The sequence below is a fragment of the Lysobacter sp. Soil_C_59 genome (assembly GCF_057656415.1).
Genome location: NZ_JBDGKK010000001.1, coordinates 420,412 through 433,496 on the forward strand (window position 1 = coordinate 420,412; position 13,085 = coordinate 433,496).

At 67.7% G+C, this 13,085-nt stretch carries 11 protein-coding genes; 10 read left to right on the plus strand and 1 reads right to left on the minus strand.

The genetic code is table 11. The features are described 5' to 3' along the window. The first annotated feature begins 1 nt into the window (after window position 1). From AC3A3Q_RS01875 to AC3A3Q_RS01915, 9 genes are all read left to right on the plus strand, one after another. Complete coding sequence (locus AC3A3Q_RS01875) at window positions 2–1,339, plus strand: outer membrane beta-barrel protein (protein WP_487584629.1); 1,338 nt, start codon at window positions 2–4, stop codon at window positions 1,337–1,339. Then, complete coding sequence (locus AC3A3Q_RS01880) at window positions 1,305–2,504, plus strand: glycosyltransferase (protein ID WP_487584630.1); 1,200 nt, start codon at window positions 1,305–1,307, stop codon at window positions 2,502–2,504. Before AC3A3Q_RS01875 ends, AC3A3Q_RS01880 begins: the two co-directional genes overlap by 35 nt. Then, window positions 2,501–3,658: a glycosyltransferase gene (locus tag AC3A3Q_RS01885; protein ID WP_487584631.1), complete on the plus strand. Its 1,158-nt coding sequence runs from the start codon at window positions 2,501–2,503 to the stop codon at window positions 3,656–3,658. Before AC3A3Q_RS01880 ends, AC3A3Q_RS01885 begins: the two co-directional genes overlap by 4 nt. 103 nt (window positions 3,659–3,761) lie before the next feature. After that, window positions 3,762–5,051 carry an O-antigen ligase family protein gene (locus tag AC3A3Q_RS01890; protein ID WP_487584632.1) on the plus strand — a complete coding sequence of 430 codons (1,290 nt, stop codon included), beginning with the start codon at window positions 3,762–3,764 and terminating at the stop codon, window positions 5,049–5,051. Continuing rightward, the gene (locus AC3A3Q_RS01895) at window positions 5,048–6,118 is read left to right on the plus strand and encodes a polysaccharide deacetylase family protein (RefSeq protein ID WP_487584633.1); all 1,071 of its coding nucleotides are present in this window, start codon (window positions 5,048–5,050) and stop codon (window positions 6,116–6,118) included. The genes AC3A3Q_RS01890 and AC3A3Q_RS01895 overlap by 4 nt, the downstream gene beginning before the upstream one ends. Window positions 6,119–6,140: 22 nt before the next feature. Then, window positions 6,141–6,911, plus strand: a complete 771-nt coding sequence (locus tag AC3A3Q_RS01900) for a polysaccharide deacetylase family protein (RefSeq protein WP_487584634.1) — start codon at window positions 6,141–6,143, stop codon at window positions 6,909–6,911. 5 nt (window positions 6,912–6,916) lie between these two features. Further along, window positions 6,917–8,050 (plus strand): glycosyltransferase family 2 protein, encoded by a 1,134-nt coding sequence (locus tag AC3A3Q_RS01905; RefSeq protein WP_487584635.1) that lies wholly within the window; start codon window positions 6,917–6,919, stop codon window positions 8,048–8,050. After that, entirely contained in the window at window positions 8,050–9,312 is a 1,263-nt protein-coding gene (locus AC3A3Q_RS01910) for a glycosyltransferase family 4 protein (protein ID WP_487584636.1), read from the plus strand. The genes AC3A3Q_RS01905 and AC3A3Q_RS01910 overlap by 1 nt, the downstream gene beginning before the upstream one ends. Before the next feature lie 191 nt (window positions 9,313–9,503). After that, a complete protein-coding gene (locus tag AC3A3Q_RS01915; RefSeq protein WP_487584637.1) occupies window positions 9,504–10,145 on the plus strand; it encodes a hypothetical protein in 642 nt (213 codons plus the stop codon). A 57-nt stretch (window positions 10,146–10,202) separates the two neighbouring features. On the opposite strand, the gene AC3A3Q_RS01920 is transcribed toward AC3A3Q_RS01915, so the two are convergent. Further along, on the minus strand, window positions 10,203–10,952 hold the full coding sequence (locus tag AC3A3Q_RS01920) for a YdcF family protein (protein WP_487584638.1): 750 nt from the start codon (window positions 10,950–10,952) through the stop codon (window positions 10,203–10,205). Window positions 10,953–11,095: 143 nt separating this feature from the next. Here AC3A3Q_RS01920 and AC3A3Q_RS01925 point away from each other — a divergent pair, with 143 nt between their 5' ends. Next, the gene (locus tag AC3A3Q_RS01925) at window positions 11,096–12,952 is read left to right on the plus strand and encodes a choice-of-anchor Q domain-containing protein (RefSeq protein WP_487584639.1); all 1,857 of its coding nucleotides are present in this window, start codon (window positions 11,096–11,098) and stop codon (window positions 12,950–12,952) included. The last annotated feature ends 133 nt before the right edge of the window (window positions 12,953–13,085 follow it).

Sequence of the window (13,085 nt, forward strand, 5' to 3'; positions counted from 1 at the left end):
AATGGCCAGGGAACGACGTCACCCGATGGGCACGGCCCGGCGGTCCGCATTGTGCCTTGCGCTGCTGGCGGCCATCCCCGTCGGCGCCGATGCGGCAAAGATCAACTACTCCGTCGGCGGCTACGTCGAGCACAGCGACAACATCGGCCTTACCGAATCCAATCCGGAGAAGGCCGAAACGCTTGGCGCGCTGTTCGATTTCGACCTGAACCAGACCGGCAAGAACACCAACGTCACCGCGCGCGGCGGCTTCGAGTATCTGTACTACACCGGCGACACCTTCGACGACGACATCCGCGCGACCCTGGTCGGCCACCTCGACTGGAACACGATGCAGGACCGCCTGCAGTTCCTCATCGAGGACTATCTCAACTACGAGCCGATCGACGTGCTCGCCGCCAACGCGCCCGACAACCAGCAGCAGGTCAATGTCTTCCTGGCCGGCGCCACGCTTAACCTGCGGCCGGGCGCCGCCACGCGCACGCGCCTGGACGTCCGCTACAACAACTACTACGCCGAGGAAACCGAAGAGTTCAACGGCGACCGCTACAACGCCGCCTTCACCCTGTGGCAGGACACCAGCGCGACCACGCGGATGGCCGGCACCATCGAGGCCAGCCAGGTCGAGTACGACCAGCCCAACCTGGGCGCCGACTATCGTCGTCTCGATACCTACGCGACGCTGAATCGCAACCTGGCCAACTTCGACCTGAACCTGCGCCTGGGCTATTCGTGGGTGGAACTGCTCAGCTTCGACGGCGAACAGTCCTCGCCGCTCGTCCGCGGCGTCCTGACCTGGCGCGCCAGCCCGCGCAGCACGATCAACGGCGCGCTCTACTACCAGTTCTCGGATGCCGCGCAGGAGCTGATCACCCGCTCCGACGACATCGGTTCGCCGACGGTCGTGGCACCGCCACCGAGCGACCAGGCCGCCAACGACCTGCTTATCGGCCCGGACATCTACAAGCAGCGGCGCGTGGAATTCGACTATCGCTTCAGCGGTGAGCGCTACGACTTCGCCATCGGCCCCTACTACGAGAACAACGAGTACCTCGACCCGACCGTCGAAAGCGAAGGCAGCTACGGGCTGGGCCTTGGTGCGACATGGCGCATCCAGCCCATGCTGCACCTGACCTGCCTGCTCTCGCGCAGCTACCGCGATTTCGACACCTTCGATCGCGACGACGACGATTTCGCCGCGTACCTGAGCCTGATCAAGATCTTCACCCGCAACTGGAGCGCGTCGATCGACCTGCGCCACCAGGAACGCAACAGCAACGTACCCGAAGCCAGCTATGACGAGAATGCCGCCATCTTCAGCGTTCGCTATACCCGCTGATGCGGCGGTTGCCGGCAGCGAGGACAGGCGCATCCGGCTGTTGCTGCTGACCGACACGGCGGTGTTGGCGCCGGGCGGCAGCGAGCGGTTCCTGCTGAACCTGGCTTCGCGGCTGCCTCGGGACCGCTACCGGATCACCCTGGTCCAGCTCCACGGCAGCAGCATGCCGGCGAACGGCCAACCGGCCCGCCAGCTGCCGCACGTGCAACTGCGCGCGCTGCCGGTGCATGCGGTCTACGACGCGAGCGGACTGCGCGCATGGAAGGCGTTGCGGTCGATGCTGCGCGAGGAACATTTCGACATCGTCCAGTCCCAGCACGAGAAGGCCGACCTGCTCAACGCGCTGCTTCCGCGGCGCGCTGGCGGCGTGCGCATCTCCAACCGCCGCGACATGGGCTTCAAGAAGAGCGCCCGGCTGGGCCGGGTGTTCCGGCTGCTCAATCCGCGCTTCGACCGCGTGGTGGCGCCTGCAAGGCAGATCCTGACGGGCCTGGCCGAATGCGAGCAACTCGACGCATTGCGCATGGTCTGGATACCCAACGGCGTCGATACCCGACGCTATTGCCCGTCCACCTACCAGTCCCGGCTCGACAGCCGCCGCGCACTGGGACTGGATGAGGACGCCATCGTGTTCGGCTGCGTTGCCCGGCTGACCGAGGTCAAGCGCCATGCCGACCTGATCGAGGCGTTCGCCCGGGTGCATCAATCGCTGCCGCAGGCACGGCTGGTCATCATCGGCGACGGCCCACTGCTGGGCGAGATCCGTTCGCACATTGCCGCCCTGAACATCACCGGAGCGGTGACCCTGCTCAACTTCCGCGATGATGTCGACACGCTGCTGCCGGCGCTCGATGCAGTGGTGCTCGCCTCGTCCAGCGAGGGCATGTCCAATGCCCTCCTCGAAGCCATGGCTTGCGCACTGCCGGTGATCGCCACCGCCGTCGGCGGCAACCTGCACCTGGTCCAGCATGAAACCACCGGGCTGCTGGTGCCTCCGCGTGATCCCCTGTCGCTGGCGGCGGCAATGCAGACCATCGGGCGTTCGCAGCACATGGCCAGGCGCATGGGCATGGCCGGGCGCGCGCGCGTCGAGCGCGAATTCTCGCTGGACGCGATGGTCCACGCCTTCGACCAGCTCTACCGTCACCTGCTGGCCCGGCCATGAACGCGCCGGCCACGCACGCACCGGTGCTGTCCGCGCTCCAGCTTCGCTCCAGCGCCGGGCTCTACGGCGCCGATCGGATGGTGCTCGCGCTGGATCGGCAACTGGCCCGCGCCGGCGTGCGCAGCCGCCTGCTCAGCATCAACAACTACCGCATGCACGGCCAGGCGCTGCATGAGACCGCCAGCGCCGCCGGTCACGACGCGCTGCTGCTGCCCTGCCGCGGTCGCATCGATGCAGGCACCGTCGCCGCGCTGGCCGGGCAGATCTCCGCCGGGGGAACGCGCGCGATCGTCCACAGCCATGACTACAAGAGTGCGTTCTATGCCTGGCTGGCCACGCGCGCGCAACCGGCGCGCCTGGTGGCCACGCTGCACGGCTGGGTCGAGGGCACGTCGTCGCTGCGCCTGTACGCTCGCCTGGAGCTGGCCCTGCTGCGTCGCTTCGATGCGCTGGTAGCGGTGTCGGCCGACCAGGTCGCTCGCCTCGTGGACGCCGGCGTGCCGCGCTCGCGAATCCATTGCATCGACAACGGTATCGACTTCCCGGTCGCCGATGCCGACGGCGCGGCCATGCTGCGCGACGAACTCGGTATCGCCGGCGACGCACGCGTGTTCGCCGCCGTGGCGCGGCTGTCGGCGGAGAAGAACCTGGCGATGCTCCTGCAGGCGTTCGCACCCGTGGCACGGCAGGCACCGGGTGCGGTCCTGCTGCTGGTCGGCGACGGCCCGGAGCGTGGAGCGCTGCAACGACTGTCAGACGAACTGGGCCTGGGCACGCAGGTGCGCTTTCTGGGCAGCCGCGACGACATGGGCGCGATCTACGCGCTGATCGATTGCCTGGTCCTGCCATCCCTGACCGAGGGCATGCCGCTGGTGGTGCTCGAAGCGATGGCCTGCGGCCTTCCGGTGCTGGCCAGCGCCGTCGGCGACATCCCGCGCCTGCTGGCCCACGCCGAGCATGGAAGGCTGGTGCCGGCCGGAGACCGCGACGCCCTGCAGGCGGCGCTGGCCGAGGCGACGGTGCTGCCACGCCGGCTCGACCTTCCGGCGCGCCGGTATGCGCGCGAACACCATGGCGCCCAGGTGATGGCCTCGCGTTACCTCGACCTCTACCTGCGCCTGCAGGAGAAGACGCATGACCGCCGTGCGTCCTAGCTCCGCGCGTCCAGGCCTGCCGCGTGGCGCGAGCGATGCCGCCGCGGGCGAGGCCGCGGCGCAGCCACGTTTCCCGTTGGCCGCGCGGGCACTGAACAGGTCCATGCCGGCAGCACGCGGCCAGGTCCGCGGCGCGGCAACCGCAGCGCCCGCCGCGACCGGGGTGCGCCTGCCTGCCGTGCAGCAGGCGCCCCGGAACTGGCCCCTGTTTGCATTCCTCGTCCTGTTGCCGCTGCAGAACATCACCGCCGGTTACCTGCCCAACGTCGGCGGCGGCTTCAACTTCCTCAACATCATGTTCCTGCTGTCGCTGGCAACCGCCATCGCCCAGCAGGGGCGCCTGGCCAGGGGCGAAGCGGTCAACAGCTGGGTGATGGCGTACAGCGTCTACGCGATCATCTCGATGTGCATCGGCTACCAGTACGTCAGCGCCGCCGAGAACCACCTGAACCAGCTGAAGGACCACCTGGTCGGCCTGTTCGTCCTCTACGTCGTGCAGATGAGCGTCCGCGACTGGAAGGGCGTGCGGCTGGTGGTGCTGGCCACGCTGGTGCCGCTGCCGTACATCGCCAAGGTGGTGTGGGTGCAGCATTTCAGCGTGGCGCGCACGCACTACACCGACGACCTGCGCATCAGCGGCACCTTCGCCCTGCTCGGCGCCAACGAGTTCGCCGCCTTCTGCGTCACCGTCACCATCGTGCTGTTCTCGCTGCTGCTGGCGTGCCGGCTGTCGCGGCGCTGGCGCATGGTGCTGGCCGGCGGAGTCGCCTGCATGGTGCTGGGCGTGCTCTACGCCTACTCGCGCACCGCCTACGTCAGCCTGATCGTCGGCCTGGTGGCGGTGATCCTGGTCTGGCGTGGACGCTGGAAACTGATCCTGCCACTGGTGCTGGCCGCGGCACTGCTGCCGGCGATCCTGCCGGCGTCGGTGGTGGAGCGGTTCGACAGCACCACGGTGGAGGAAGGCCAGCGCGACGAAAGCACCGAATTGCGCATCGAGTACTGGAAGGTGGCCTGGGCCAACTTCCTGCGCCATCCGGTCACCGGCACCGGATACCACACCTTCCATCATCGCGAGATCAACCCCTACGGCAAGGACACCCACAACCTCTACATCCGCACGCTCAGCGAAGGCGGCGTGATCGGCGCGGTGGTGCTGCTGGGGGTGTTGCTGTCGGTGCTGTCGCTGGCGTTGCGGGAGTTGCGACATTCGCGCTCGGGAACCTGGCACTACGCGCTGGCGCTGGGCCTGCTCGGGGCATGGCTGGCGATGGTGATCGCCAACCTGTTCGGCGACCGTTTCACGTATTACCCGGTAGTCGCCTATTTCTGGGCCTACGTGGCACTGGTGATGAAGGCGCGCCACCTGCCACCGGAGGACGTCCCGCGATGACCGCACAGTTGCGATCCTGGCTGCGCTACCTGCTTGCGCTGTGCAGCCACTACAGCGGACTGGATTGGCTGTACCGCCAGGTCAGCGGCGCTGGCCTGGTGATCCTGATGCTGCATCGCCTGCGCGACGAACCGGATCCGTATCCGCTGAGCATGTCGCGCGGCAACCTGCGCCAGATCATCCGCTGGCTGCGTGGCCAGCAGGCACTGGTCGGCCTGGGCGAGGGCCTGCGCGACCTGTCGCCGGCGGCGCCGCAGCGCGTGCGCTATGCGCTCACCTTCGACGACGGCTATCACGACAACCTCGGCCTGATCGATGCCAGCCTCGGCCACGTGCCGGCGGTGGTCTACATCGCCACCGGACACATCGGTGGCGAACCCATCTGGGCCTACCGGCTTGCCCATGCGATCGAGTCGCGCAGCCGCGACCAGATCGACTTGGGCGGCCTGGGCCTGGGCCATTTCGACCTGGCCGAAGCCGACGACCGTTATCGCCTCTACACACTGTTGCCGCCTCGACTGAAGGAACTGGAGCCGGCCGAGCTGGAGGCATGGGTCGACCTGGTGTGCGAGCAGGCGCGGCCGCGCCCGATCCCGCACGAGAGCCGCGAGATGCTGGACTGGGATGACGTGCGCAAGCTGTACGTCAATGGCATCGAGATCGGCGGCCACACCTGCAGCCACGCCATCCTCAGTCGCCTCGACGAAACCGCCGCGCGCGAGGAGATCGGCCTGGCGCACGCCTGCATCACCACCGAACTGGGCATGCCGCCGCGACATTTCGCCTATCCCAACGGCGGCAGTGAAGACTTCGGCGATCGCGACGCGCGGCTGGTGCGCGAAGCCGGATTCGAAACCGCGACCACTTCCATCGAAGGCATCAACCGCCCTGGCGCCGACCCGTACCGGCTGATGCGTTTCAACGTCCACGAAGAGCGTTTCCGGGCGCCCTCCGGACGTCTGTCCAGGGCCCTGTTCTTCAGCGAAACCAGCGGTCTGCTCGGTTGGCTGCGCGGTTGCCGCGCCGCAACCAGCCAGCTCGGCGACAACACCGTGCGGGCGGGGTGATGCCGTGACCACGGACGCCGCAGTGAAAGGACCGTCGAGACTTCCGATCCTGATGTACCACGGCCTGCACGCCGACGCCGATTCGCGCGGGCGATTCGATCCGGTGTACAGCGTGGCGCCGGATGCTTTCGCCCGCCAGCTCGACTGGATCCAGGCACAGGGCTACCGATGTCTCCTGCTCGACCAGGCGATGCAGCAACGCGGCGACCGCGCCGTGGTGATCAGCTTCGACGACGGCGACGTGTCCAACATCGAGGTCGCGCTGCCCCTGTTGCTCGAGCGCGGCATGAAGGCCGAGTTCTTCATCACCACCGGATTCATTGGCGCGAGGGGAATGCTGTCCGCCGACGAGGTGCGCCAGTTGGCAGCGGCCGGCATGGGCATCGGCTCGCACGGCTGCAGCCATGCTTTCCTCGAGGATCTGGACACGACCGCGCTGATGTCGGAACTGGACGACAGCCGCTGCCGGCTGCAGGCGCTCAGCCGCCGCCCGGTCGAGGCGATCGCGCTGCCGGGTGGCCGCGGCGGCGAGCGAGAGCTCCGCGCCGCACAGGCGCTGGGGTACCACCACCTGCTCGGCTCGGTGCCCGGCCCCAACCTGAACGCTCGTGGCGACCGCTTCCTGCAGCGACTGCCCGTCACCCGCAACCTGGGAATGGATGACTTTGCCGCGATGGTGCGCTGGCGCGGCCTGTCGCCGCGACTGCTCAAGGCGCGCCATGCCGCCCTCTCGCTGCCCAAGCGCGTGCTTGGCAACAAGGGTTACGAACGCCTGCGCGAGCGTCTGCTATGACGGCCATGACCATCAGCGCCGAGAGTGTGTTCTGGCTGTGCATCGGCCTGGTTGCCTATGCTTATGCCGGCTATCCGTTGCTGGTCGCGATGTTCTCGCACCGCTACGGACAGTTACCGTTCGAATCGCGGATATGCCCCGCCCTGACGGTCGTCGTTGCCGCCTACGACGAGGAACTGCGGATTGCCGCGCGCATCGACGACATCCTCGCCCAGGACTACCCGCCGCAACGCCTGCAGGTACTGGTGGTCAGCGACGGCAGCCGCGACGGCACCGCCGACGCAGCCGCCATCGGTGATCCACGCGTGCGCGTGCTCGCGCTGCCCCGCAACGTCGGCAAGGCGGCGGCGATCAACGCGGCGATGCGCCATGTCGAAACCGAACTGGTGGCGTTCACCGATGTTCGCCAGCGCTTCGCCCCGCGGGCGCTTCGTGCCCTGGTCGCGCCGTTTGCCGATCCCGCCATCGGCGCGGTCACTGGGGAACTGGTCATTGCTGCCGGCAGCAGCGGCGCGGCGACCGAAGGCGTGGGCCTGTACTGGCGCATGGAAAAACGCCTTCGCGCCGATGAGGCACGACTGGGCTGGCTGCACGGGGTCACCGGCGCGATCCACGCGATGCGCCGGCACCTGTTCCGGCCGATTCCGCCGGGAACCGTGCTCGACGACATGTGGATGCCACTGAAGGTGCTGTGGTCCGGGCACCAGGTGTGGATGGCGCGTGGCTCGATCGCGCACGACCATGCCAGCACCAGCGCCGATGAGGAGTTCCATCGCAAGTTGCGCACGCTCGCCGGCAACTGGCAGTTGCTTGCACGCATGCCGGCGCTGATGAACCCCTTCGCCAACCCGGTGTTCTTCGCCTGGTTCTCGCACAAGTTCCTGCGCCTGCTGGTGCCGTGGGCGCTGCTGCTGGCGCTGGCTGCATCGGCGCTGGCGAGCGGTCCGTTCTACCGGTGGGCGTTCTACGCGCAACTGCTCGGCTACGCCGGCGCCATGATCGGCCTGGGCCTGCCGAAATTCGCCTCGCGCCTGCCGCTGCTGCCGGCCGCCAGTGGCTTCGTGATGCTCAACCTGGCAGCGCTGCTGTCGCTCCCGGCATCGCTGGCCGGGCCATCGCGGTTGTGGCGGAAGCACTGATGGCGCGCATCCTCGCCCTGACCAGTCGCCTGCCCTTCCCGCCGCGCGAAGGACACCAGTTGCGCGCCTGGCACGTGCTCAAGGCGCTCGCCATGCGCCACGAGGTCACCCTGCTCAGTTTCCTTCGCCGCGATGACACGCTCGACGAGGCCGGCCCGCTGCGCGCAATTCTGGCCCGACTGGAGACGTTTCCGATTGCCGGCGAGCATTCCCGCCTTGCGCTTGCGACCGCGCTCCTGCGCGGGACACTGACAACAACACCCTTCCTTGCCGCCAAGTACGACTCGGGCGCCTTGCGCGCGCGCCTGGTCGAACTGGCGAGAGACGCCGACCTGGTCCACTTCGACATGCTGCCGCTGATGGCGCACGCCGATTGCGTTCCGGCGGGAGTTCCGGTCACGCTCAATGCCCACAACGTCGAGCATCACCTGCTCGCCAAGCGGGCGCAGATCGAACCGCGGCTGGCCGCGCGCACGTTCCTGGCCAGCCAGGTGGGGCGCCTGCACGCGTTCGAGCAACTTTCCTGCCGACGCGCCGACGCGATCCTGGCCTGCTCCGACCCCGATGCGGCTTCGCTGCGCGAGCTTGCGCCCGGCCGCGAGGTGGACGTGATTGCCAACGGCGTCGACCTCGACGGCAACCGGCCATCGCCGGCCGCACCGGATCAGTCTCGCCTGGTGTTCGTCGGCCAGATGGGCTGGTTCCCGAACCGCGACGGTGTCGACTGGTTCCTGCAGGCGGTGTTCCCGCGCATCCTCGCCGCCCGGCCGCAGGCGCGGTTCGTGCTGGTCGGAAAGGCCGATGGCTATGAGGTGCCCGCAGCAGTGGCCGGCAACGTACGCCTGGCCGGCTTCGTCGACGACCTCCGCCCGGACGTGCATGCAGCCGCAGTCTATGTGGTGCCGCTGCGCGCCGGCAGCGGAACACGACTGAAGGTGCTTGAGGCGATGGCGCTGGGCAAGGCCATCGTCACCACCACCATCGGCAGCGAAGGAATCGAACTGGAGCACGGCGAGAACGCTCTGTTCGCAGACGATGCGGAAGGTTTCGCCCGCGCCACGGTCGCCCTGATGGACTCACCGGAGCGCGTGGCCCGGATGGGTGCGGCAGCACGGCGGCTGGCGGAAGCGCGCTATGGCTGGGACGCGATCGGGGCGCAGTTGCTCCGTCGCTATGACCGTTTGCTCGACGCGAACACGCCCCGCCACACATCTGCAATCGACGCAAGCTTGGCGTTGGCATCGTCAAGCCGGTCATCTTGACGCCAGTCCGTCGTTGGCTTGCCCCCATGCGACGCACGCGTCTGCGTCATCAAGCCCAAAATTTTGGACACGCTCGGCGCACTGCCGAGAATCAGACAAATCTGATGTGACAGGTAGCACGTGGCTGATGGAATCACGCCGCCGCCTCGGGTGGCCGGATCCACGAAGATCCGTTGATTCCACCAACCTGGATGCCCCTGCTGATGAAGAAGACTTGGCTTTTCATTGCACTTTCTTGCGTTTCCATTGCCGCCAACGCTGCCGAAACCAATGGCATCGGCTATTCCCACGTGGAGCTTGAGTACCGCGACAGCAACCCGCGCCGGGCGGAATACAAGGGGCCCGGTGTCAACGCATCCATCGAACTCGGCAACGGCTTCTTCGCCACCGGCAGCTACGGCCACCAAAAGATCGGCGGCTTCGCCGGGAACAGCCACGTGTCCACATGGTCTCTGGGCGGCGGCTATGCCATGGAACTGGGTAAAAACCTCGACTGGGTCAACCAGGCAGACTATGTCGAACACGATGCCAGCCTGACCCTCGGCAAACTCCCGAACGGCCACAACGTGCGGACCAAGGAAGACCTCTCGGGCTTCCGCGTCAGCAGTGGCTTGCGCGGCCGCCTCACGGACAACCTGCTGGGCCATGCCTACCTTGGCTACCAGGAGCTGGGAAAGGTCCGCAACCAGCTCACCGAATACAGGACCAAGGGCGGCGCGTTTGCCGACCTCGGACTGGAGTACCACTTCAACGACAGCTGGGCCGCCACCACGGGCATCAATGTCTCCGGGGATTTCACCGAGTACACCGCAGGCGTGCGCCTGTCGTTCTGACGCGTGCAAGCGCTGCATTGGCAACGAGCCCGGCCATCGCCGGGCTCGTTCACTGGTCTAGCGCGTCGCCGTTGCCTGCACGGCCCCGCGTGCACGCATGCGGTACTGGATCGTGCCGGCAATTTCATACAGGGCGGTCTGCGTCTTCTCCACTGCCGAAACCTGCGGGAGGAAATAGCCGATGCTGCCCATGGGCACGTAGGCCGAATCGCTGGCGTGCGCGCAGGGCTGGAAGCCGGCGCTGCGGAACGACAGCAGCGCTCGCGGAAGGTGCGCAGCAGACGTGACCAGGCGCATCTGCGCAGGCAAGGTGCCGCGCAGGGCGAACGCGCTTTCCCAGGTGGTGGTCGAGGCGGCTTCGGTGCGCAGTGACGACGCCGGCACGCCCCAGTCTTGCGCCAGTCGGGCCAGCAGCGACGCTTCCTTGATCGCGAACGGTCCACCGCCGGCGATCACCAACGGCGAGCGCGGGTCGGTGCGCCACAGTTCGACCGCGCCATGCAGGCGCCGCCAGCTGGCCTGGGTCAGCGCGGCGTAGTCGTCATCGGCGCGCGGCTCCCCCTCCAGGCCGCCGGCCAGGACCACGATCGGCGTGCCCGGGGCCGTGCAGTGCGCACTGGCAGGAATCCTCGATTCCAGGTCGCCGATCAGCGCATTGGCCGCCAGTGGCGTGCACAGCACCAGCACCGCGAACATCAGCACGATGCCGAGCACGCGCACGGGCGCCCACAGCCGGGACCAGGTCAGCCACAGCAAGGCGGCCAGCAACAGGCCCCAGGTCATCGGCGAGAGCAGGAGGTGGTACATCGCGCCGAAGTCTTGCATGAACGCGGCGCGGGTGCGAGGTGGCTGCGACAGTGTCTAGGCCGAACCGCGACGGCCTCCGCGTTCTACAGGGTGTACCGGGTGAATGACCGCGGGTACACCCTGCCTCCTCTTCGGGATCCCTCATGCGCGCCCTCCCCCGTCGTCACACGCGTCGCCTCGAAACAGCGATGCCAGCCCTGCTGCTCCTGTTGGCGCTACTGACACTCGGTGCCTGGCGCGATGCGTCGGCGGCAGCCACCTATTACGTGCGCACCGACGGCGGCGACGAGAAGCAATGCAATGGCCGCGCCGACGCGCCCTACCCTGGCAGTGGCAACGACGTGGACTGCGCCTGGAAGCACCCGTACTACGCGTTGCCGACCAACGACCGTCCGCGCATCGACGGTGGCGATACCCTGATCATCGGCCCGGGTGACTACATGATCGGCTGGGGCGCGCCGGGGCTGTCGGAGAACAGCATCCGCTGCGACCGCAGCGCCACCTACGACTGTTACCCCGCCGCGCCGCCGAGCGGACCCGACCCCGCCCACAGGACCCGCATCCTTGGCCAAGGCTTCGACAGCGGCTGCAAGGCGCCGCCGAAACTGTGGGGTACCGAGCGGGTGGAGCTGGTGATGAACCTGCAGGACAGCGACAACGTCGAAGTCGGCTGCCTGGAGATCACCGACCGCAGCGACTGCGTCGAATTCCACACCGACAGCGACCTGCGCTGCGAGCGCGACAGTTTCCCGCACGGCAACTGGGCCTCCATCGGCATCGGCGCCAAGCGCTCGCGCAACGTCTGGTTGCACGACCTCAACATCCACGGACTTTCCGGTCGCGGCATCATGGCCGGTGGCCTGACCAACTGGACCATCGAACGGGTCAGGATCATCGCCAACGGCTGGGCCGGCTGGGACGGGGACGTCGGCGAAGGCGAGAGCTCCAATGAGGGCGACATCATTTTCCGCAACGTCGAGATCGCCTGGAACGGCTGCGCAGAGCGCTGGCAGACCGGCGAACCCGTCGGCTGCTGGGCGCAGGAAGAAGGCGGTTACGGCGACGGCCTGGGCACCGGCAAGACCAACGGCCATTGGCTCGTCGAAGACTCGCGCATCCACCACAACACCTCCGACGGCCTCGACCTGCTGTACATGGACGAGTCCAGGACCGGGACTACGGTGGTGCGCCGGGTCTACGCCGCCGCCAATGCCGGCAACCAGATCAAGACCGCGGGCAATGCCTTGATCGAGAACTCGGTGGTGATCGGCCAGTGCGCCTATTTCCACGGCAAGTTCAACATGACCGACGGCGACATGTGCCGCGCCTATGGCAATGCGATCTCGGTCGGGATCGACCGCAAGCACACCGCCACCATCCGCCACAACACCATCACCGGCGAAGGCGACTGCCTGATCCTGACCGCCGGCGGCGACGCGTCCTCGCGCGTCGACATCCAGAACAACGCCCTGGTCGGCCAGCGCGACCTCACCTCCGGCGACAAGGGCGAGATGAGCTGCGGCCACTACGCCGACCAGAGCAAGGCCGTCGTCAACTTCTCCGGCAACGCGTTCTGGAACGTCAAGGACGATCAATGCCCGTCCGGCAACCTGTGCGGCCGCGATCCCAAGCTCAAGGGAATGGACATGGCCGACTTCGACGCCGTCCCGCTGGAAGGCAGCCCGCTGATCGACCACGCCTCGCAACTGTCGGAAGTGACGTCGGACTATCTGAAGCACTCACGCCCGGTCGGCGCGGCGCCCGACATCGGCGCGATCGAAGTCCAGGGCGGACAGGCGGCCGCCCCGGCGGCAGGCGCGGTCGACAGTGGCAGCGAGCCGCAGAAATCGACGGGGGCCGGTGCCGGCGCGACGGGCAAGGACGCACCCGCCGCCAAACAGACGTCGACGATGACCATCGGCGCGATCGTGATCGCGTCGCTGCTCGCAGGCGGGGTTGCCGCGGTGGCGCGCAAGCAGCGACCGCGTCGCGCTGCGTGAGGCTTGTCCGGGCCAGCAACGGGGATGACGCTTTGCAGAGGCTATCGATGACCAGCGCCCCGCATCCGGACGCGAGGTTCGATTAAGGGGCGGAGCAATCCCGGGCCCGGCGGACGACGCCGCTCCACAGCCC

Excerpts from the sequence above, each read along its gene's own strand:
- AC3A3Q_RS01875 (WP_487584629.1), top strand. The coding sequence starts at position 2 with ATGGCCAGGGAACGACGTCACCCGATGGGCACGGCCCGGCGGTCCGCA.
- AC3A3Q_RS01880 (WP_487584630.1), top strand. The coding sequence starts at position 1,305 with ATGCCGCCATCTTCAGCGTTCGCTATACCCGCTGATGCGGCGGTTGCC.
- AC3A3Q_RS01885 (WP_487584631.1), top strand. The coding sequence starts at position 2,501 with ATGAACGCGCCGGCCACGCACGCACCGGTGCTGTCCGCGCTCCAGCTT.
- AC3A3Q_RS01890 (WP_487584632.1), top strand. The coding sequence starts at position 3,762 with ATGCCGGCAGCACGCGGCCAGGTCCGCGGCGCGGCAACCGCAGCGCCC.
- AC3A3Q_RS01895 (WP_487584633.1), top strand. The coding sequence starts at position 5,048 with ATGACCGCACAGTTGCGATCCTGGCTGCGCTACCTGCTTGCGCTGTGC.
- AC3A3Q_RS01905 (WP_487584635.1), top strand. The coding sequence starts at position 6,917 with ATGACCATCAGCGCCGAGAGTGTGTTCTGGCTGTGCATCGGCCTGGTT.
- AC3A3Q_RS01910 (WP_487584636.1), top strand. The coding sequence starts at position 8,050 with ATGGCGCGCATCCTCGCCCTGACCAGTCGCCTGCCCTTCCCGCCGCGC.
- AC3A3Q_RS01915 (WP_487584637.1), top strand. The coding sequence starts at position 9,504 with ATGCCCCTGCTGATGAAGAAGACTTGGCTTTTCATTGCACTTTCTTGC.
- AC3A3Q_RS01920 (WP_487584638.1), bottom strand. The coding sequence starts at position 10,952 with ATGTACCACCTCCTGCTCTCGCCGATGACCTGGGGCCTGTTGCTGGCC.
- AC3A3Q_RS01925 (WP_487584639.1), top strand. The coding sequence starts at position 11,096 with ATGCGCGCCCTCCCCCGTCGTCACACGCGTCGCCTCGAAACAGCGATG.